The organism is Zafaria cholistanensis (assembly GCF_008580665.1).
GTDB lineage: Bacteria > Actinomycetota > Actinomycetes > Actinomycetales > Micrococcaceae > Zafaria > Zafaria cholistanensis.
Genome location: NZ_BKDJ01000004.1, coordinates 61084 through 82141, shown reverse-complemented (window position 1 = coordinate 82141; position 21058 = coordinate 61084). Strand labels below are relative to the sequence as shown.

Below are 21058 nucleotides of genomic sequence, written 5' to 3'. Positions count from 1 at the left end.
CGGACACGCGAGGGTCCCGGTTCCCACAGGGCGCGCCCCGCGATTTGCCGACCTTTGAGACAATGGAGGGGTGACCGCTAGCGCCCCCGCCTCCTCCGCCCCTGCGAAACTCGAGCTGCCCCCGCTGAAGCTGGGCAACCTGACCATCGACGTGCCCGTGGTGCTGGCGCCGATGGCGGGCATCACCAACAAGGCCTTCCGCCGCCTGTGCCGCGAGTACGGCGGCGGCCTCTATGTGGCGGAGATGGTGACGTCCCGGGCCCTGGTGGAACGCAACAAGGAATCGATGCGCATCATCTCCCACGACGAGGACGAGCCGGTGCGTTCCGTCCAGCTCTACGGCGTGGACCCGAAGACGGTCGGCGCGGCGGTGCGCCTGCTGGTGCAGGAGGACCGCGCGGACCACATCGACCTGAACTTCGGCTGCCCGGTCCCCAAGGTCACCCGCAGGGGCGGCGGCTCGGCGCTGCCGTGGAAGACGGAACTGTTCCGCTCCATCATCAAGGCGGCCACCACCGAGGCGGCCAAGGGCGGGATTCCGCTGACCATCAAGATGCGCAAGGGCATCGACGAGGACCACCTGACCTTCCTGGACTCGGCCCGGATCGCGCGCGACTACGGGGTGGCGGCGGTGACGCTGCACGGGCGCACCACCAGCCAGTTCTACTCCGGACAGGCCGACTGGAACGCCATCGCCGAGCTGCGCGCGGCCCTGCCGGACGTGCCGGTGCTGGGCAACGGGGACATCTGGAGTGCCGAGGACGCGCTGCGCATGGTCGAACAGACCGGTGTCGACGGCGTGGTGATCGGCCGCGGCTGCCAGGGCCGCCCGTGGCTCTTCGGGGACCTGCAGGCCGCCTTCGAAGGCAGCGGGACCCGCTACCGTCCCGGCCTGGGCAAGGTCGCCGAGACCTTCTACCGGCACGCCGAGCTGCTGTGCGACTACTTCGGCGACGAGGGTCAGGCGCTGCGCGACATCCGCAAGCACGTGGCCTGGTACTTCAAGGGCTACACCGTCGGCGGCGAACTGCGCGCGGCGCTGGCCGCGGTCCCAACGCTCGCGGTGCTGCGCGAGCTGCTGGCCCAGCTGGACCACACCGCCCCCTACCCGGGCGCGGACGCGGAGGGCCCGCGCGGGCGCGCCGGTTCCCCCAAGCGCCCGGCGCTGCCGGACGGATGGCTCGCCAGCCGCGAGATGGACGAGAACCACAGGGCGATGATCGCCGCCGCCGAGCTGGATGTCTCCGGCGGATAGGGAGCCCATGAACGGATCACAGGATGGACTGCTGATGAACGGACCACTGGGCGCGTCCCGAACCGCGTCCCCGGACACCAGGGCCAAGGTGATCCCCGGCTACACCTCCTACGACGAGGAACGCTGGGTTCCGGAGCCGCCGAAGAAGCCGTACCGGACCAGCTTCGAGCGCGACCGCGCCCGCGTGCTGCACTCCTCGGCGCTGCGCCGGCTGGGGGCCAAGACGCAGGTGGTGGCCCCGTACTCGGACGACTTCGTGCGCACCCGGCTGACCCACTCGCTGGAGGTCGCGCAGGTGGGCCGTGAACTCGGCGCCACCCTGGGCTGCGACCCGGACGTGGTGGACACCGCCTGCCTCTCCCACGACCTGGGCCACCCGCCCTTTGGCCACAACGGGGAAAAGGCCCTGGACGAGCTGGCCGGGGACATCGGGGGGTTTGAGGGCAACGCGCAGACACTGCGCCTGCTGACCCGGCTGGAGACCAAGACGTTCCGGCACAACGGCAGCTCCGCGGGCCTGAACCTGACCAGGGCGACGCTGGACGCGGCCTGCAAGTACCCGTGGCTGCGCGCGGACGCCCCGCTGAACGCCACGGGCGAACCGACCAAAAAGTTCGGCGTCTACGAGGACGACCTTCCGGTGTTCTCCTGGCTCCGCTCCGGAAACCACGACGGCCGGTTTGGTCCGCGTCCGGAGGCGCGGCAGAAGTGCGTGGAGGCCCAGGTCATGGACCTGGCCGACGACATCTCCTACTCCGTCCACGACGTCGAGGACGCGATCGTGGCCGGACGCTTCCAGCTGCGCTGGATCAAGGACCCGGACCAGCGCGCCCGCGTCATCGACTGCACCCGGCGCTGGTACCTGCCGGGGGAGGCGGACGAGGCCATCGACGCGGCCCTGCGCCGGCTGGAGGCCACCGAGGAATGGGTGCCGCACGCCGACGGGTCCCGCCGGTCCATGGCTGCCCTGAAGGACATGACCAGCCAGTTCATCGGCCGGTTCTGCCAGGCGGCGCTGGACGCCACCCGCGCCGAGTACGGAACCGAGCCGCTCACCCGGTTCAACGGGAACCTGATCGTCCCGCTGGCGACCGAGCATGAGATTGCCGCCATGAAGGGCCTTGCCGCCACCTACGTCATGACCTCCGACGAGCGCCAGCCGGTCTACCAGCGCCAGCGCGACGTCCTGTCCGAGCTGGTGGCGCTGCTGGAGGAGACGGGAGACCGCTACCTGGAGCCGCTGTTCGCCGCGGACTGGCGCGACGCGCGCGACGACGCCGGCAAGCTGCGCGTGGTCATCGACCAGGTTGCCTCCCTCACCGACGCCTCCGCGCTGGAATGGCACGCCACCCTGGTCCAGGGACACTCCTTCAGCGTCAACCGCTTCTGAGCCCCGCCCCCGGCGTGCCGGGGGCGGTTTGGAGGCCGGGACTAGACTGGGGGCCATGGCCGGACTGATCAAACGCGAAGACATCGACGAGGTCCGGGCACGCACCGACATCAAGGAAGTCGTCGACGGCTACGTCACGCTGCGTTCGGCCGGCGTCGGCTCCTATAAGGGACTGTGCCCCTTCCACGACGAACGCAGCCCCTCCTTCCACGTCCGCCCGCAGGTGGGGACCTACCACTGCTTCGGCTGCGGGGAGAGCGGCGACGTCATCTCCTTCGTGCAGAAGATGGACCACGCCACGTTCAGCGAGACGGTGGAGCGCCTGGCCGCGCGCATCGGCTACGAACTGCGCTACGAGGACGGCGGCCACGGCCCCAACAAGCAGGAAGTCGGCCGGCGCCAGCGGCTGCTGGACGCGCACAAGCTCGCCGAGGAGTTCTTCCGCGGACAGCTCGCCGGTGCCGAGGCGGAGGCGGGCCGCCAGTTCCTCGCCGAGCGCGGCTTCGACGGGGACGCTTCGGCGCTTTTCGGCGTCGGCTACGCGCCCAAAGGCTGGGACGGGCTGCTCAAGCACCTGCGGAACAAGGGTTTCCGCGACGAGGAGCTCAAGCTCACCGGCATGTTCTCCGAGGGAAACCGCGGCATCTACGACCGTTTCCGCGGCCGCCTCATCTGGCCCATCCGCGACCTGACCGGGGCCACGATCGGTTTCGGGGCCCGCAAGCTGTTCGAGGACGACCAGGGCCCCAAGTACCTGAACACCCCCGAGACCCAGCTCTACAAGAAGTCGCAGGTCCTGTACGGCGTCGACCTGGCCAAGCGGGAAATCACCAAGAACCGCCAGATCATCGTGGTGGAGGGCTACACCGACGTGATGGCCTGCCACCTGTCCGGAGTGGGCACCGCCGTGGCCACCTGCGGCACCGCCTTCGGTGCGGACCATATCAAGATTGCCCGCCGGCTCCTCCAGGACGACGGTACCGGCGGGGAGGTGGTGTTCACCTTCGACGGCGACGCGGCCGGGCAGAAGGCGGCGCTGCGCGCCTTCGAGGAAGACCAGCGCTTCATCGCCCAGACCTACGTCGCGGTCGAGCCCGGCGGCGCCGACCCCTGTGAGCTGCGCCAGCACCGCGGGCCGGAGGCGGTCAAGGAACTCATTGCCGCAAAGCGTCCGCTCTTTGAGTTCGCGATCCGCGTGGGCCTGAAGAGGTTCGACCTCAACACCGTCGAGGGCCGGGTCCAGGCGCTGCGGGCCTCGGCCCCGATCATCGCCGGGATCCGCGATTCGGCCATGCGCCCGGCCTATGCCCGCGAACTCGCCGGCTGGCTGGGAATGGACATGGAGGACGTCCACCGGGCGGTGGGGGCGGCCGTCAAGCGCGCCCGCGGGGAAGCCGGCCACGGCGGCGCCCCCGGAAACGGCAGGGCCGGGGGAAACGGCCGGCCCGTTGGGAACGGCGGGGCCCCAGGCCAGGGTGCCGGGCCCGCCCAGGCCGTCCAGGCGCGCTCCGGCGGGGGCACGGGCGTGGCGCTGCGGGACGGCCACGCGGGCGACCGGCACGAAGGCGGACACAGCGGCTCTGGACACAGCGGCTCGGGGCACGGCGGCTCCGGGCACGGCGGCTCCGGGCACGGCGACGCCGCCGGCCCCGACGGCATGCAGGCCCCGCCCCGGCCCGCTTTCCAGCGTCCGGATCCGCGCGATCCGGTGGCCCGCATGGAACGCGAGTCGCTGGAGGTGGTCCTGCAGCAGCCCGGCATGCTGACGGGGGAGCAGTGGCAGGCCTTCTACGCGGCGCGGTTCGTGCATCCGGCGCACGCTGCGGTGCACGACGCCGTGCGGGCCGCCGGTGCCGGCGGCGCCACCCCGTCCCAGTGGGTGGAGGTGATCCGGCAGCAGGTGCCCGAGGAGCTGCGGGCGTTCGTGTCCGAACTGGCGGTGATGCCGCTGCCGGCCAACAGCATGGAGGCACTCACCCGCTACTGCCGGGACATCATGAACCGGCTCTTCGAACTGCAGATCAACCACCGCAAGGCGGAGAAGATGGGGCAGCTGCAGCGCATGGACCCCGCCGCGGACCCCGAACTTTTCCAGGCGATCAACCGGGAGCTGCTGGAGCTGGAGCTGCAGCGGCGGGCGCTGCGCGCGGAGTAGGGCGCCGATTTCACATTCGGGCGCCGGGTTGTGTACAGTTTCATGCGTTGCCTTCCCCCGTAGCTCAATTGGCAGAGCATTCGACTGTTAATCGAAGGGTTACTGGTTCGAGTCCAGTCGGGGGAGCTTTCGAAAGGGCCCCGCACCGCATGGTGCGGGGCCCTTTTGTCTGTGCCCCTTCGGGAAGTCCTTCCCCAGCGGCGGCGGGCAGGGGTGCCGGTGGGCAGCGGTGACGGCAGGACCCGATTTCGGGATTGGGGACCTTTCCTGATAGAGTTCTTATCGCTTCATTCCCCCGTAGCTCAATTGGCAGAGCATTCGACTGTTAATCGAAGGGTTACTGGTTCGAGTCCAGTCGGGGGAGCCAAAGCACGAATCCCGTCCCCGGTGGGGGCGGGATTCGTTGCGTTCGGGGGCGTTTTGGGCGCCTCCCGGGCCGCTCGCCCGCCCCTCCGCGCGGGGGCCGGTCCGGGGCGGCCGGGCATCCGCCGGGGAGCCGCCTTCCCGGAGTCCCTGGCGGCGCTGTGCCTGGCGGCCACGGGCGAGTCGGCGAATGGTAATTTGGGGTGTGGCGGCCCGCCCGGGCCGGCAGAAGATGGAGGCTGACCATGGCAGAAACCGGAACGGACCGGCCCACAGTGTCGACCGCGGGGGCCCCCTCGTCCCTGATCGAGCAAGTACGGCTGGCCTCCCGGCTGTTGCCCGGCCAGCTCAAGGACGAACTTCAGCTGGCCACCACCCAGCTCAAGGCCAAGGGCATCAAGGCCGGCGTCGCGGCCGCCCTGGCCGCGGGCGCCCTGGTCTTCGTGTCCTTGATGGTCGTCGCGCTGCTGGTGGCCGCCATCATGGGCCTTGCCACAGTGATGCCGGCCTGGCTGGCTGCGCTGCTCGTCGCGGCCCTGTTCCTGCTCCTCGCGGGCACCCTGGCCCTGGTGGCCGTTTCCCGCTTCAAACGCGCCCAGCCGCTGCTGCCGCAGGACGCCCTCCGCGGCCTGCGCCACGACCTGGGCGTGATCCGGGAGGGATCGTCCTTCGACCCGGCCAGCCTGGACGTGGAGAAGCCGGCGAAGCAGGCGAAGCCTGCCGGGGAGGCCGCCCGGCCCGAACCGGTGCCCTACGGCGAACTGCTCCGCCGCTCCGCCGTCCGCCGCGACCAGCTGGCCCTGCTGCGCGACGACCTCGGCGCCAAGCTCGATCTCAAGGCCCAGGCCAGGCACGGGCTGCACAGGGCTTCCACGGCCGCGGAGGCGGGCTTTGACCGCGTCGCCGCAACCTTGGGCCCGGCAGGGCAGAACGCGGGCAAGGCCCTGCGCGAGCGGTGGCAGCCGCTGGCGGTGATGGCCGCCTCGCTGGCCGCCCTCGTGGTCTTCCTGCGCAGGCTCCTGCGTCCGTAGGGCGCCGGGCCCTGCCGGCACCCGGCGGGGCCCGGCGTCGTGCACCATGGTTAATAACGGCCTGAAGGCCGCGCCCGAACGAACGGAAGGGGGGAACGTCGTGCGGATCATCGGAGCGGGACACCGCGACGACATCGAGTACCGCGTACTCGACACGTTCTGGACGGCCCCGAACCTCATCACCGTGGCGCGCTTCCTGCTGGTGCCCCTGTTCGTATGGCTGGTGTGGACCGCGCAGTACGGATGGGCAACGGCGGTGCTGGCCTTCCTCGGCTCCACCGACTGGGTCGACGGGTACGTTGCACGGCGGTTCAACCAAATCTCCACGGTCGGCAGGTGGCTCGACCCGCTGGCGGACCGGGTGTCGCTGATCGTCGTCGCCGCGACGATCGTGCTGGCCGGGCTCGCGCCCGCCTGGCTGGTGTACGCGATCGTCGTTCCGGACCTCGTGCTGATCATCAACTCCCTGGTCCTGTTCCGGGGCAGTCCGGACCTGCCCGTCACCACGCTGGGCAAGGTCCGCACCGCCATGCTGCTGGCCGGCACGCCCCTGCTGCTCTTCGGCCACGTCGAAGGCGTCGCCGGCGCACGGATCGACCTCCTGGCCACCGTGGTCCTGGCCGCGGCATGCGCGCTGCACGTCATTGCCGCCGTCCAGTACTTCATCCAGGCCCGGAAGAAGGCCAAGGTCCTGCGCGCCGGAGAAGCATGCCCTGGGTAGCGGTCGGCTGCGCCATCGCAGCCGCCTTCTTCCTGGCCTTCGGGACGCAGCGCCAGAGCAGTGCGGTACGCGCCGCGAGCGGCGGACTGAGCGTCGGTTCGCGCGGCATGATGCGGCTTTTGGGCAATCCGCGCTGGGTCTTTGGGCTGTCGCTGATGGGCATCGGGATGGCGCTGAACGTCTATGCGCTGGCGCAGGCCCCGCTGACCGTGGTCCAGCCAATCGGCGCAATCGCCCTGGTCATCACCACGGTGGTCAATGCCCGGGACCAGGACATCCGGATCAACCGTCCCACCGTGCTGGCGATCGTCGCGTGCATGGCCGGCAGCATCGGCTTCGTGGTGCTGGCCATCAATGTCACGGCCACCAACCACGAGGTGTCCCGCGGGCAGGAACTGGTGATCGTCCTGCTGCTGGCCCTCGCGGTCCTGGTCTTTGGCGGCCTGGAGGTGGTGTTCCGCCACCGCCTGAAGGCAATTTTCCACATCCTCGGTGCCGGTGTTCTGTTCGGCTTCGTGGCGGTCCTGGTGCGCACCATTTCCGTCGCCATGATGGGCCCCAACGGGCTGTCCCTGGCCAACGTGACCTGGTACACCGTCCTGGCGATCGCGGTGGCCGGGCTGCTGGGGACCTACTTCGTGCAGAACGCCTACTCCGGCGGCCCGCCGGACCTGGTGATCGCCGGGCTGACCGTCATCGACCCGATGGTGGGCATCGCGATCGGCATCGGAATCCTCGGCGAACTGCGGCCCGATGTGCACCCGGTCATCGCGATCTCCATGGCTGCCGCCGCCCTGGTTGCTATCGTGGGTGTCGTTGCCTTGTCCCGGCACCATCCCGACGTGCCGGCACGGCAGCGGGAACAGCGGCAGGACCACGAGGTCTCCGGGGGATAGGGCAGGACCCGCATCGCGGTCCGCGGCCGCCTGCGGCCACACAGACAACAACGAGGAGCCCCCAGCACGTGACCGGTGAGAGACCACTGAAGATCCTGATTGCCGCGGACACCTACCCGCCCGATGTCAATGGTGCCTCCGTTTTCTGCTACCGGCTGGCCACGGCGATGGCCAAGCGCGGCCATGAGGTCCACGTCGTGGCGGCCAGCAATGTTCCCGGACCCGGCTTCACGCTGGCGCAGCCGGAGGCCATGGTCCACCGGCTGAAGTCCCACGCTGCACCCACGCACGAGACCTACCGGGTTTGCCTCCCCCACACGGCGAAGAAGGGGGTGGCCCGCCTTCTCGATGACCTCCAGCCGGACGTGGTGCACGCCCAATGCCACTACATGGTGGGCCAGGCGGCGCTGGCCCAGGCCCGCCGCCGCGGCATCCGCACGGTCGCCACCAACCACTTCATGCCGGAGAACCTGGATCCGTTCCTGCCCTTCCCCGGCTGGCTCAAGCGGATCATTGCCCGCAACTCCTGGCGGGACATGGGCCGGATCATGGGCAAAGCCGACGTGGTCACCACCCCAACGCCCCTGGCCGCCCGCGCCATGATGAGCCACGCCCGCCTGGACAAGGTCCTGCCGCTGTCCAACGGAATCGACTCCGGCCACTACGAGCCGGTGCCGGGGGAATCCATCGACAAGCCGGACTGGCCAACCGTCCTATTTGTGGGCCGGCTGGCCGTGGAGAAGAACATCGATGTCCTGATCAAGGCACTGGGACGCATGACCGCGAGCCCCCAGGCCCACCTGGAGATCATCGGCGGCGGAGAGCAGCGCGAACCGCTCGAGCGGCTGGCCGCCGGCTTGGGCCTGGCCCATCGCGTGCACTTCCGCGGCCACGTCGACGACGACGAGCTGCGCCGCGCCTACCTGCGCAGCGACGTCTTCTGCCAGCCGGGCACCGCCGAACTGCAGTCCCTGGTCACCCTGGAGGCCCTGTCCGCCTCCAAGCCGGTGGTGCTGGCGGATGCGATGGCGTTGCCCCACCTGGTGGACGAAGGGGTCAACGGCTACCTTTTCCCGCCCGGGGACGCCGAGGTGCTGGCGCGCAGGCTGGACGCCGTGCTGGCGCTGGACGACGCCGCCAGGGCCGCCATGGGCGCCGCGGGGCACCAGAAGGCGATGTCCCACAGCCAGGACAGGACCATGGAAACCTTCGAGAAGATCTACCGCGGCGCCGCCGCGGACGATTTCCTCACGACGCACTGAATGACACGGCGCAGTGAATGACACTGCGCAGTGAATGACACTGCGCCCTGAATGTCACTGCGCGCTGAATTTCCCTGCGCACCGGTTTCGGCCTGCGCGGGTTTCCGGCGGGCTGCCGGCCTTCCGGCCGCCACCCGCGCCGCGCAACACACCGGGGACCTGCTTTTGGGCTAGGATTGCAACGCCGCCAAGGGCCGCCAGGCGCCGCCGGGTGCGGCGCGGACTGCGTGCGGGGCGATAGCTCAGTTGGTCAGAGCAGGGGACTCATAATCCCTTGGTCCCGGGTTCAAGCCCCGGTCGCCCTACAGGTGCGGAAAACCCGCCGGATCCCTCGGGACCGGCGGGTTTTCCGTTCCCGCGCACGCGCCGATTTGCGATTCCGCGTGTGTCGCCGCCGTTTTCCGCCTCCGGGAGGACCCCGGCCCCCGAGCCACCGCGCCCCGGCAGGGCGGGTCCTGCGCCGGACTTCGACACCCGTCCGGTAGGGTGAGGCGCACGGGCCCAATGTATGCCCGGGGCTGTCCGCAGCCCCACTCGACAACAGCCGTGGACTCTTTCGCTGTTCATGTGGCATGTGTGACTATTGGGGTAATTGTTGTAGTGCGGGGCCGTCGCCTGGAGACAGGGCCGCCCCCGCACGCCCATGGGGGGATAACTGATGGCTTCAAAGCCGGTTCCACTTGCCAAAATTTGGTCCACCACGCTGGCAGCCGCGGTCCTGGCGGCCTCCTGCCTTGTTGCCGCCCCGGCGGCGGCCTCGACCCGGGCCCTGGCCGCGCCGGCCGCAGTCGGGGCAGGGGCATCGGTGGCTGCCGCCGGCGGCAGCATTTCGTCGCTGCCCCTGACCACGCGGTGGGCCATGCCGCTCAAGGCCGGGTCCTACAACTATTCCTCGCCCAAGGGGCCCCGCTGCGTTCCCGTGCAGGGCGGCAGCACCGAGCACCTGGGCCAGGACCTCTCCGCGGCGGACGGCACAGCCATCTACGCGGTGGGCGACGGCGTCGTCACCCGGGTGGCCAACCCGGTCAACGGGGCCTCGGGCCAGATCGTGGTCGAGCACAACGTGGGCGGACGGCGCGTGTTTTCCGGGTACTACCACATGTGGACGGCCAGCAAGTACGTCAGGGTCGGGCAGAAAGTAAAGGCCGGCCAGAAGATTGCCCTGGTCGGCAGCTCGGGCCCGTCGACCGGGGCGCACCTGCACCTGGACATCTGGTACGACGCCTGGTACTCGAACGGCACGGCCATCGACCCGGTGCCCTTCCTGAAGTCCCGCGGGGTGGACCTCAAGGGTGGGGCGAGGGTCGTCTACAACCTCACCACTCCCTCCACCTGCACCTACTACGCGGCCACCACCCTGAACCTGCGCTCCAGCGCCAGCCTGGCCGCGCCGGTGAAGGTCGTGCTGCCGCACGGCACCAAGGTCACCAGCTGGCCGGGCGCCTACAGCAACGGGTTCGTGCGGGTAAAGGCCACGGTGAAGGGCGTGGCCTACTCCGGGTGGGCGTGGCACCCCTACGTCACCCCCTCCGATCCCACGGGCAGGCCCGTGGCCCTCACCACCGCGAACCCGACGCACAAGGCGACGGCAAACCTGAACATGAGGGACCTCGCCAGCACCTCGGGCCAGCGGCTGCTCGTCATCGCCACGGGCGGGAAGGTCAAGGTGACAGGGACCAGCGGAACCTGGAGCAAGATCACCTACGGCACCAGGACCGGCTGGGTCAGCACCGCATACCTCGCCAAACTCCCGGCCGCCTCCTCCGGATCGTCCTCGGGCTCCTCGGGTTCGTCCTCCGGTGCGGCCGACACGACCGGCTCGAACGTCGACAAACTGCCGGCCCCCACCGAAAGGAAGGCCTCGGGCACGGCGCTGGCCACCTCGAAGCAGACGATGCGGGCGTCGGCCTCCACCAGCGCCAAGGCCGTCAAGACCGTCCCGTCCGGCGCCGTCCTCTCACTGAAGGCCACCGCCGGCACCTGGTACAAAATCGCCTACGGCGGCAAGACCGGCTACCTCAGGCAGTCCGCGGCCACCAAGGTCCAGCCGGCCTCCGGCCTGGGAATGATGAAGTCCAAGCAGGTCCTGCGTTCCTACGCCTCCACCTCCGCGGCGGCGGTCCGCACTGCGTCCGCGGGCACCGCCGTCACGCTCAGGGCCGCCGCCGGGGACTGGTACCAGATCAGTCAGCGCGGCCAGGTTGGCTGGGTCAGGAAGTCCACCGTCACCAAGGGCAGCAAGTCCGCGACCACCGCCGGCGTGCACCTGCGCACGGGGGCCTCCACGTCCAGGAAGTCGCTGACGGTCCTGAAAAAGGGGACGGTGGTGTACATCGTCGGCAAGTCCGGGACATGGCGGAAAACGGTGGCCGGCAGCAGGGTCGGCTGGGTCCACGGCGACTACCTCAAGTAGGCCCGCTGGCCTGTTCCCGGCCGGACACGTGACCAGTGCCCGGCAACCCTGCCGCATGCGGCACACTGGACACGTGCATGTAGCGATGTTTCTTGACCAGCACCCGGACACCTTGGGCGGAATGCAGACCTCGGTTCGGCTGCAGCGGCAGTTCCTTGAGGCCGCCGGGCACCGGGTGACCCTGGTCTCGCCCGCCCAGCGGGGCCGGCATCCCGCGGACAAGGGAATCGTGGAACTGCCTGCGGTTCCGCTGGGGCCGGGGGAGTACTCCCTCTGCGTTCCCGGCAAGGCCACCGACCGGGCGCTCCACCGTGCCATGGCCGCCCGGCCGCCGGTGGACGTTGTGCACGTGCAGGCCGACTTCTGGCAGGCCATCATCGGATACCGCTTCGCCGCGGCGGTCAGTGCCCCGGTGGTGCACACGATGCACAACCGCCTCGACGTGGGCATCGCGGCCACCCTGCCCTTCCCCGGACTGGTCCAGAGCGGTCTCGGGGTGCTCCAGCGCCGGTTCCTGGACACGGGCCTGCCGGCGGCCCGCGACGCGTGGACGTACCTGGCCCGCTTCACCGACCGGGCTGAGAGGGTGACGGCCCCGTCCTCCCACTTCGGCCGGCTCCTGCAGGAGCGGGGGGTTTTCGACCACGTCGACGTCGTGTCAAACGGCCTTGACGACGCGATCGCCCGGGAACTGCTCGCGACACCGAAGCCCGGCCCCCGGGCCCGTCCCCGGCTGGCATGGGTGGGGCGGTTCAGCGCCGAGAAGCGCCTGCTTCCCTTCCTCGACGCGGTAAGCCGTTCCGGGATCGACGCCGAAATCCACATCTTCGGCGACGGGGGCCAGCGCCGCGCGGCTGAAGCCCGGGCCGCCGGCATCTCCCCGGCGGAGGTTGTGTTCCGGGGCAAGGTGCCCTACCGCCGGATGCTTGCCGAACTGCGCGAGGCCGATGCCCTGGTCCAAACCTCCCAAGGATTCGAGACGCAGGGCATGACGGTTTTCGAGGCGCTGGTGCTGGGAACACCGTCGCTGCTCAGCGACCACCGGATCGCCGCGGACCTGCCGGCAGGAAGCCACTGGACCACGGGGGGCGACTCTGTCGAGGCCCTGGCCGCCGCCCTGGCGCAGGCCGTCACGGAACTGCGCCAGGGGACCGGGCCGGTCCTTGGCGGCGCAGGTTCCGGGCACTTCCTGCAAAGCCGCCAAACCGCGGCCATGGTGGAGGTCTACCGGCAGGCGATGTCCGGGCACGACGCCCGTGGACGTTCCGGGGCCGGGTTCCTGTCCGCCCGCCGCCCGGCCACGAGCCACTCATCGCCCGTCCTTGGGGACCGGCAGCAACACTGACGGCCGGCGGTCGGCGACGGTGTCCAGAGGATCGATGTACACCCCCTCCAGCCGCAGCCCCCAGTGGACGCACCGGCCCCCGCAGTGGCCGCCGGCCCCGACCCTGCCTACGGCCGCGCCGGCGGGCACAGCGGTCCCGGCGGGCGGGGTCCCGTCCACCGGCTCGAAGCTGGAGAGCAGTCCGTTCCCGTGGTCGATCGTCAGCACCGGCCGGTCCACCACCGTGCCCGCAAAGGCCACGGTCCCCGCCGCCGGGGCCCGCACCGTGTCCCCGGCGGCCGCCTCCAGGTCGGCACCGCGGTGTCCCGCGAGCCAGTCATGCGCGGGGGGATCGAATGCCTTCAGGACGGCGGGCGGTGCCCCTCCCCGGTCCGCCACGGGCCACGACCACGCACCGGCGGGCCGCCGGCCGTCCCCAATCGAACCGCCCCCGCCAGGACCGGAGCCGATCGAACCGGACTCGATCGAACCGGACTCGATCGAACCGGACTCGATCGAACCGGACTCGATCAAACACGGCCCCATCGAACAGGTACCGCCCGGCCCGACCAGGGACACGCCAGCTGCCAGCGGCCCGGGCACCCGCCTTCCGCCGTCGGGCGGCGGGCCAGACACGACCGCCGCGGCCAAGGCCACTGCTGCGGACCAGGCCGCGGCCGCCCTGTACCCATGCCGGCGGCCGGCCCGACTTCCGGCCCGGCCTCCGGCCCGATCTCCGGCGCGGGTACCGGCCACCCCGCCTCCAGTTCCCGGTTCCCATGCCCCGCAGCCCCTGATCCGGTCCTTCATGGCACCATGCTGGACCGGCCCGCAGGACCGGGGCGCCGCTGCCGCGCGGGGTGTGGGCCCCGGGCCCCGCGGGCCGCGGAAACGCCGCTTGTGGAGGAGGCAAAGCCGGTCCGGGACCCGCATCTGCCTGTAGTACACTTGGTACCGCAGTTCCGTGTGTGGCTCCTCCGTGTCCGGAGTGGCCGCGGACGGAACCGACTCCGCGCATCACGCACCCACCCCGCACCCGCCTTGGCGGTTCCGCGGGCTGGGCCGCGCAGCCTTCGGTCCGGTATTACCGGTCCGGCTGCGGGGAACGGGCAACCGGCGGCGGGATGCCAGGGGCACCGTCCACAAGGGACGGAAGCCGTCAACCGACAAAAACACAGGCAGTTACCGCGGCCCGAAGGGCCGGTCCGCCACTGCCGGAAGGAGCGACATGCCCGTCGTTACCATGCGCCAGCTGCTCGACAGCGGTGTCCACTTCGGCCACCAGACCCGCCGTTGGAACCCGAAGATGAAGCGCTTCATCTTCACCGAGCGCAACGGCATCTACATCATCGACCTGCAGCAGTCGCTGTCCTACATTGACCGCGCCTTCGAGTTCGTCAAGCAGACCGTTGCCCACGGCGGCACCGTCCTGTTCGTCGGCACCAAGAAGCAGGCCCAGGAAGCGATCGCCGAGCAGGCCACCCGCGTCGGCCAGCCCTACGTGAACCAGCGCTGGCTGGGCGGTATGCTGACCAACTTCCAGACCGTCGCCAAGCGCGTCCAGCGCATGAAGGAGCTCGAGGAGATCAACTTCGAGGATGTCGCCGGTTCCGGCCACACCAAGAAGGAACTCCTCCTGCTGCAGCGCGAGCTGACCAAGCTGCAGTCCAACCTGGGCGGCATCCGCAACCTGACCAAGACCCCGTCGCTGATCTGGATCGTGGACACCAAGAAGGAGCACCTGGCGGTCGACGAGGCCAAGAAGCTGGGCATCCCGGTTGTCGCCATCCTCGACACCAACTGCGACCCGGACGAGGTCCAGTTCCCGATCCCGGGCAACGACGACGCCATCCGCTCCGTCAACCTGCTCACCCGCGTGATCGCCGACGCCGTTGCCGAGGGCCTCATCGCCCGCAGCAACAAGGCCGCCGGCAACGCCGAGGCCCCGGCCGAGCCGATGGCCGAGTGGGAGCGCGAGCTGCTTGAGGGCTCCACCGAGGCCCCGGCTGCCGCCGAGGCTCCGGCTGCCGAGGCTCCGGCCGCCGACGAGGCTCCGGCCGCCGAGTAGCAAACCCAAACCACCGTTTCGGCGGGCCGCGTGCGGCCCGCCGAAACGGCCAGACCGGGGACGTGCCGTGCGGCACGTCCCCGGCGCAGCAGCTAAGAACGACTCAGAACGGGGTTACACATGGCGAACTACACCGCCGCTGACATCAAGGCTCTCCGCGAGCGCACCGGCGCTGGCATGATGGACGTCAAGAAGGCTCTCGACGAGGCCAACGGCGACGCCGAGAAGGCCATCGAGATCATCCGCATCAAGGGCCTCAAGGGCGCCACCAAGCGCGAAGGCCGCTCCACCGCCGAGGGCCTGGTTGCCGCCAAGGTCATCGACGGCACCGTGGGCGTCATGGTTGAGGTCAACTGCGAGACCGACTTCGTGGCGAAGAACGACAAGTTCATCGCCCTGGCCGACAAGGTCCTCGAGGTTGCCGTCTCCTCCGGCGCTGCCGACCTGGAGTCCCTGCTGGCCAGCGACGTCGACGGCAAGACCCTGGGCGACTACGTCGTCGAAGAGGGCGCCGTGCTGGGCGAGAAGGTCGTGGTCCGCCGCGTCGCCCGCGTCGAGGGCACCACCGTCGACGCCTACCTGCACAAGACCTCCAAGGACCTCCCGGCTCAGGTCGGTGTCCTCGTGGCCGTTGACGGCTCCGGCGCCGAAGCCCAGACCGTCGCCCACGACGTTGCCGTGCACACCGCCGCCATGGCTCCGACCTACCTGAGCCGCGAGGAGGTGCCGGCCGAGACCGTCGAGAACGAGCGCCGCATCGCCGACGAGACCGCCCGCGCCGAAGGCAAGCCGGAAGCCGCCCTGACCAAGATCGTCGAAGGGCGCCTCACCGGCTTCTTCAAGGAGATCGTCCTGGTCGACCAGGCCTTCGCCAAGGACGCCAAGAAGACCGTCGGCAAGGTGCTCGAGGAGGCCGGCGTTCAGGCTACCGCCTTCGCCCGTTTCCGCGTAGGCTCCTAAGCGAAATACGACGGCGGGAGGCCTCGTTTCACCCGCCGTCGCAGGTTTGAGGGGGTGGCCACCAGATGGTGGCCGCCCCTTTTTCCTGCCACAGATCCCCCTCCCATCCCTGACATACAGATCCCACAGCACGACGGCGGACCGACCGGACCGCGACAGGAGGCACCATGGAAGCCACGCAACAGACCCTCGAAAACACGGTTCCGGATGAGGTCGGCGGACGCCGCCGCGTTCTGCTCAAGCTCTCCGGCGAGGTTTTCGGTGGCGGCAAGCTGGGCGTGGACCCGGTCACCGTGCGCGGGGTCGCGGAGCAGATTGCCGCGACGGTCGGCAAGGTCGAGGTCGCGATCGTCGTGGGCGGGGGCAACTTCTTCCGCGGCGCCGAGCTGAGCCAGTCCGGGATGGACCGTTCGCGGGCGGACTACATGGGCATGCTCGGCACGGTGATGAACTGCCTGGCGCTGCAGGACTTCCTGGAGCAGGCCGGCGTGGAGACCCGCGTGCAGTCGGCCATCAGCATGGCCCAGGTGGCCGAGGCCTACATCCCGCGGCGCGCGATCCGCCACATGGAAAAGGACCGCGTCGTGATCTTTGGCGCCGGCGCCGGGCTGCCTTACTTCTCCACGGACACCGTGGCCGCCCAGCGCGCGCTCGAGGTGCGCGCCGACGTCGTGCTGATGGCCAAGAGCGGGGTCGACGGCGTCTACACCGCCGACCCGAAGAAGGACCCGGACGCGGTCAAGCTGGACCGCCTGACCTACGACGAGGCCCTCCTGAAGAACATCCGCGTGATGGACCAGACCGCGATGACCATGTGCAAGGACAACAAGCTGGACATGGTGGTCTTTGGCATGGAAGGCGAGGGCAACGTGACCCGCGCGATCCTTGGCGAGACGATCGGCACGGTCGTCACGGTCTGACGGCCGTGGCATAGGATGAAGGCAGAGCCCGGAACCATCCCGGGGCACCGCGCGCCCCGGACCCTGAAGGAGACACTGTGATTGACGAAACCCTGCTGGAAGCAGCGGACAAGATGGAACGCTCCATCGAGGCGGCCAAGGAGGACATCGCGACGATCCGCACCGGCCGCGCGAACCCGGGCCTGTACGCGAAGGTGATGGTGGAGTACTACGGCACCCCCACCCCGCTGCAGCAGCTGGCGTCCTTCGCGACCCCGGATGCGCGTACCATCCTGATCACCCCGTACGACGCCACCGCGCTGCGCGACATCGAGAAGGCCCTGGGCGACTCCGAGGTTGGAGCCAACCCGTCCAACGACGGCAAGACCATCCGCGTCGTCATGCCGGAGCTGACCCAGGAGCGCCGCAAGGAGTACGTGAAGATCGTCAAGGGCAAGGGTGAGGACGCCAAGGTCGCGATCCGCAACCTGCGCCGCAAGGCCAAGGACGCGATCGACAAGCTGGTCAAGGACGGCGAGGTCGGCGAGGACGACGGCGCCCGTGCCGAGAAGGAACTCGACGCGCTGACCAAGAAGAACGTGGACACCATCGACGAGCTGCTCAAGCGCAAGGAAGCCGAGCTGCTGGAAGTCTGATGAACGGGACGACCCAACCGGAGGAGAGCCAACCGGAACCGGGCACAGCGCGGGAGGCGCCGGAGGGGAGCGGGTTCCCCACCGGCGCCTCCCGGCGTTCCCTGCGGACGTCCCGCCCCGGGGACGGGGCCGGCGGCGCCTCCTCTTCCCGGGCCGGCCGCGACCTGCCTGCCGCTATCGGCGTCGGCGTGGTGCTGATCCTGCTTGTCCTTGCCGGCCTGCTGTTCGTGCCGCTCGCCTTCGTGGCCACCGTGGCCGTCTTTGGTGTCTTCGGCTGCTGGGAGGTGTCCCGCGCGCTCTCCACCGCCAAGGCTGATGTGCCGCCGGTCCCGCTGGCCGTGGGCAGCGTGGCCCTGCCGTTCGCCGCCTACTACGGCGGCGAGGAGGCGATCGCCTTCGCACTGACCGGCACCGCCGCCCTGGTGATGCTGTGGAGGCTCTTCGAGGGGGGAGCCGGGGCGCTGCGCTCGATCCTGGCCTCCCTGTTGACCATCCTGTGGATCCCGACCCTGCTCAGCTTCGGGGTGCTGCTGTTCAACGAGCCCAACGGCGCCCTGAAGGTGGCGACCCTGCTGCTGCTGGTGGTCGCCAACGACACTTTCGGATACCTCGTGGGCGCTTCCCTGGGAAAGCACCCGATGGCGCCGAAGATCAGCCCGAAGAAGTCCTGGGAGGGCTTCGCCGGATCGGTTGCCGGAGCCGTGGTTGTCGGAGTCCTGGCCGCGGTGTTCCTGCTGCACCAGCCCTGGTGGGCCGGCCTTGTCCTTGCTGTCGCCACGGTGGCGGCCGCAACGGCGGGGGACCTGTCCGAGTCGATGCTCAAGCGCGAGCTCGGCATCAAGGACATGAGCAACATGCTTCCGGGCCATGGCGGGGTCATGGACCGGCTGGATTCGATCGTGTTCGCCACCCCGGTGGCGTACATCCTCTCGGTCCTGCTGCTGCCCGGCGCGCTTTGAGCCGCGCTGCCCGGAACGGTACCCGCCCCCGCGTATGATGGGGGCGGCGGGCCCTCCGGCCCGCCCAGTCCCAACCGCATACCCGCCCAGGCCGGAGTGCCGCCGATCCACCAAGGAAGTCAGTGAGCCAGGAGAACGCCCAGAAGACGCCGCCCCCCTTCGAACGGGTTGGCCCGCAGGAGTTTGGCTACAACGTCAAGCAGGTGGAGCACTTCCTTGCGCGGGCCCGCGCGACGTTCAACGGGACGGACGACGATTCCACGGTGGTGACCAGCCACCTGGTGCGCCGCACCGCCTTCGAACCGCAAAAGGGCGGCTACAACGCCCGCGAGGTCGACAGCGCGCTGGACCGCCTCGAGGACGTCTTCGCCCAGCGCGAGCGCGACGCGCTGATCCAGACCGAAGGCGAGGAGGCCTGGCTCCAGCAGGTCGGCCGGCTCTCGTCGATCCTCCGCGGCCGCCTGCACCGGGAGCCCGGGGAGCGCTTCCGACGCCCCAGCCGCCGCGGTGTCCCCAGCTACAACGTCGAGGACGTCGACGACCTGTGCGAGCAGCTGATCGGCTACTTCGAGGAAGACATGCCGATGAGCGTCGATGCGATCCGCCGCGTGACCTTCCGCGAGGCCAAGGGCCAGGACGGCTACGAGGAAAGCCAGGTGGACGCGTTCCTGGACCGCGTGGTCGAACTCATGGCCTCCATCGACTGACCTGCGCGCCTGCGCTGCGCCGTGCCGGTTCCCCTCCGGGAGCCGGCACCGCCTTTTTGTGCGCCGGCCGGCGGTGCGGCCCGCGGTGCCCGCCCCCGCCTGCCTGCCACCCCGCCCACCTACCGCTCAGGGGTGTGCAGCCGAGCCATGACGCGGTCGATGGCTTCCTCGCCGCGTGCCCGGGTGGCCCGGGAGACGCCGACCATCACTGCGAAGGCCAGCGGAACGGTCCAGGCGGCGGGCCTGGAGAACAGCTCTCCGGCCGGCGGCGGCAGTTGGGGGAACGCGGCGGCGCAAAGCAGCGCCGTGCCGCAGGCCAGCGCACCGGTCACCATTCCGGCCACGGCGCCGGCGGAGGTCAGCCCGCGCCACCAGATCCCCAGCAGCAGCAACGGGCACAGCGTGGAAGCGGTAAACGCGAAGACCGCGCCCACGGAGCCGGCCAGCGCGTTGCTGCCGCTGGCCAGGGCCAGCAGCAGCGGAACGGTGCAGGAAAGGACGGTGGCGATGCGGAAGCCGCGCACGGTGCCGTGGAACAGGCCCTGGCTGATCACCCCGGCCACCGAGACGACCAGGCCCGAAGACGTGGACAGGAACGACGCGAACGCCCCTCCCAGCACCAGGGCCCCCAACAGGTCCCCGGCGGTCCCGCCCAGGACGCGGGCGGGCACCAGCAGCACGGTCGCGTCGGCGGTTCCGGCCCCCGGCAGGTCGGCGGCGAAGGTCCGGCCGAGGATGCCGAACGCGATCGGAAACAGGTAGAACAGGGAAAGCAGCCCCACCACGAGCACCGTGGTGCGCCGGGCGGAGGGTCCATCCGGGTTGGTGTAGAAGCGCACCAGCACGTGGGGCAGGCCCAGCGTGCCCAGCAGCAGGGCCAAAATCAGGGAGATGGTGCCGTACAGCCCGAATCCGGTCATCATCGCGGGCCCCGGTCCGAAGGCCGCGCCGTCCGCGGTGGGGGAGATGCCCTCGGAGCCCAGGCGCAGCAGCACGAACACCAGCGGGACCGCCAGGGACACCACCTTGAGCCAGTACTGGAAGGCCTGGACAAAGGTAATCGAACGCATTCCGCCGGAGAGGACGGTCACGCACACCACGGCCATGACCAGGCCGGCTCCGGCCCAGCCCGGCGCCCCGGCGGCGATCTCCAGCGCCAGCGCGGCCCCATGCAGCTGCGGGACGATGTACAGCCAGCCCACCACGACGACGAGGGCGCCGGTGGCGGTCCGGGCGGCGCGGCCACCGAGGCGGATCTGCGCGAAGTCCGGCAGGGTATAGGCACCGGAGCGGCGCAGCGGGGCGGCCACGAAGAGCAGCAGCATCAGGTAGCCGGCGGTGTAGCCGATGGGGAACCACAGCGCGTCCTGGCCGGCGAGCACGATCAGCCCGGCGACCCCGAGGAAGCTGGCGGCGGAGAGGTATTCACCGCCGATGGCGGAGGCGTTCCACCAGGGGCGCACGGTGCGCGAGGCGACGTAGAAGTCGTCGGTGGTGCGCGAAATCCGCAGCCCGTTGATCGCGATCAGGGCCGTGGCGGCGCAGACGGCGGCAATTGCGGCCAGCGACAGCGCCGTGTTCATTGGCGGGCGATTTCCCGGTAGCGGGCCTCGTTGCGCGCCGCGGCCCGGTTGAAGAGGACGGCCGTGACCACCAGCAGCGGGTAGACGCCGATCCCCAGCGCGATCCACGGCAGCGGTACGGTGAACAGCCGCAGCCCGTGGATATCCGGCCACAGCGCCAGCAGCAGGGCCATGCCCACCAGGACCACCACGAAGCCGAGCGCGACGGACACCGCCAGCCGCAGCTGCGAGCGCACCAGCGAGCGCACGTAGAAATTGGCGGCCGGGTCCGGTGCCCTGGTCCGCGGGGGTGGCAGGGCGCCGGCCGGTGCGGTCACGCGCACCCTGGGGGGCGGGACCGGCGTCTCCGAATCCGTGGGCGTGAAGCCCTGCTGCGGCAGGGGGCGGGGCGGATGGGGGCCGGGCGGGGTGGGATC

General features: G+C 70.2%; 18 protein-coding genes and 3 tRNA genes. 18 read left to right on the top strand and 3 right to left on the bottom strand.

What is annotated here, in order from left to right:
* Positions 1–70: 70 nt before the first annotated feature.
* From dusB to NCCP_RS05320, 12 genes are all read left to right on the top strand, one after another.
* Positions 71–1255, top strand: a complete 1185-nt coding sequence (gene dusB / locus NCCP_RS05375) for a tRNA dihydrouridine synthase DusB (RefSeq protein WP_149956218.1) — start codon at positions 71–73, stop codon at positions 1253–1255.
* Positions 1256–1289: 34 nt separating this feature from the next.
* A complete protein-coding gene (locus tag NCCP_RS05370; RefSeq protein WP_149956330.1) occupies positions 1290–2645 on the top strand; it encodes a deoxyguanosinetriphosphate triphosphohydrolase in 1356 nt (451 codons plus the stop codon).
* 55 nt (positions 2646–2700) lie between these two features.
* A complete protein-coding gene (gene dnaG / locus NCCP_RS05365) occupies positions 2701–4800 on the top strand; it encodes a DNA primase (protein WP_149956217.1) in 2100 nt (699 codons plus the stop codon).
* Between the two features lie 53 nt (positions 4801–4853).
* Positions 4854–4926: transfer RNA gene (locus NCCP_RS05360), tRNA-Asn, on the top strand.
* A 165-nt stretch (positions 4927–5091) separates the two neighbouring features.
* Positions 5092–5167, top strand: a tRNA-Asn gene (locus tag NCCP_RS05355).
* A gap of 241 nt (positions 5168–5408) precedes the next feature.
* Positions 5409–6194, top strand: coding sequence for a phage holin family protein (locus tag NCCP_RS05350; RefSeq protein ID WP_149956216.1), 786 nt, complete (start codon positions 5409–5411; stop codon positions 6192–6194).
* Between the two features lie 100 nt (positions 6195–6294).
* Positions 6295–6915 (top strand): CDP-alcohol phosphatidyltransferase family protein, encoded by a 621-nt coding sequence (locus NCCP_RS05345; protein ID WP_149956215.1) that lies wholly within the window; start codon positions 6295–6297, stop codon positions 6913–6915.
* A complete protein-coding gene (locus tag NCCP_RS05340) occupies positions 6903–7811 on the top strand; it encodes a DMT family transporter (protein ID WP_149956214.1) in 909 nt (302 codons plus the stop codon). The genes NCCP_RS05345 and NCCP_RS05340 overlap by 13 nt, the downstream gene beginning before the upstream one ends.
* A gap of 68 nt (positions 7812–7879) precedes the next feature.
* Positions 7880–9073 carry a glycosyltransferase gene (locus NCCP_RS05335; RefSeq protein WP_149956213.1) on the top strand — a complete coding sequence of 398 codons (1194 nt, stop codon included), beginning with the start codon at positions 7880–7882 and terminating at the stop codon, positions 9071–9073.
* 231 nt (positions 9074–9304) lie between these two features.
* Positions 9305–9378, top strand: a tRNA-Ile gene (locus NCCP_RS05330).
* 353 nt (positions 9379–9731) lie between these two features.
* Positions 9732–11486 (top strand): SH3 domain-containing protein, encoded by a 1755-nt coding sequence (locus NCCP_RS05325; RefSeq protein ID WP_149956212.1) that lies wholly within the window; start codon positions 9732–9734, stop codon positions 11484–11486.
* 73 nt (positions 11487–11559) lie between these two features.
* Positions 11560–12831, top strand: a complete 1272-nt coding sequence (locus tag NCCP_RS05320) for a glycosyltransferase (RefSeq protein WP_149956211.1) — start codon at positions 11560–11562, stop codon at positions 12829–12831.
* Here the strand turns inward: NCCP_RS05320 and NCCP_RS05315 are convergent.
* On the bottom strand, positions 12796–13344 hold the full coding sequence (locus NCCP_RS05315) for a murein hydrolase activator EnvC family protein (protein WP_225873690.1): 549 nt from the start codon (positions 13342–13344) through the stop codon (positions 12796–12798). The two genes, NCCP_RS05320 and NCCP_RS05315, sit on opposite strands and share 36 nt — an antisense overlap.
* 694 nt (positions 13345–14038) lie before the next feature.
* On the opposite strand from NCCP_RS05315, the gene rpsB reads away from it, so the two are divergent.
* The 6 genes from rpsB (at position 14039) to NCCP_RS05285 (ending at position 19059) form a co-directional block, all read left to right on the top strand.
* The gene (gene rpsB / locus NCCP_RS05310) at positions 14039–14878 is read left to right on the top strand and encodes a 30S ribosomal protein S2 (RefSeq protein ID WP_149956209.1); all 840 of its coding nucleotides are present in this window, start codon (positions 14039–14041) and stop codon (positions 14876–14878) included.
* A gap of 120 nt (positions 14879–14998) precedes the next feature.
* The gene (gene tsf, locus NCCP_RS05305) at positions 14999–15838 is read left to right on the top strand and encodes a translation elongation factor Ts (protein ID WP_149956208.1); all 840 of its coding nucleotides are present in this window, start codon (positions 14999–15001) and stop codon (positions 15836–15838) included.
* Between the two features lie 167 nt (positions 15839–16005).
* Positions 16006–16758 (top strand): UMP kinase, encoded by a 753-nt coding sequence (pyrH, locus tag NCCP_RS05300; protein WP_149956207.1) that lies wholly within the window; start codon positions 16006–16008, stop codon positions 16756–16758.
* Between the two features lie 77 nt (positions 16759–16835).
* Positions 16836–17393, top strand: a complete 558-nt coding sequence (gene frr / locus NCCP_RS05295) for a ribosome recycling factor (protein WP_149956206.1) — start codon at positions 16836–16838, stop codon at positions 17391–17393.
* On the top strand, positions 17393–18352 hold the full coding sequence (locus NCCP_RS05290; RefSeq protein WP_149956205.1) for a phosphatidate cytidylyltransferase: 960 nt from the start codon (positions 17393–17395) through the stop codon (positions 18350–18352). The genes frr and NCCP_RS05290 overlap by 1 nt, the downstream gene beginning before the upstream one ends.
* 122 nt (positions 18353–18474) lie before the next feature.
* Positions 18475–19059 (top strand): DivIVA domain-containing protein, encoded by a 585-nt coding sequence (locus NCCP_RS05285; RefSeq protein WP_149956204.1) that lies wholly within the window; start codon positions 18475–18477, stop codon positions 19057–19059.
* Between the two features lie 119 nt (positions 19060–19178).
* On the opposite strand, the gene NCCP_RS05280 is transcribed toward NCCP_RS05285, so the two are convergent.
* Entirely contained in the window at positions 19179–20642 is a 1464-nt protein-coding gene (locus tag NCCP_RS05280) for a sodium/solute symporter (RefSeq protein ID WP_149956203.1), read from the bottom strand.
* Positions 20639–20959, bottom strand: coding sequence for a hypothetical protein (locus tag NCCP_RS05275; protein WP_225873689.1), 321 nt, complete (start codon positions 20957–20959; stop codon positions 20639–20641). Before NCCP_RS05275 ends, NCCP_RS05280 begins: the two co-directional genes overlap by 4 nt.
* Positions 20960–21058 lie beyond the last annotated feature (99 nt).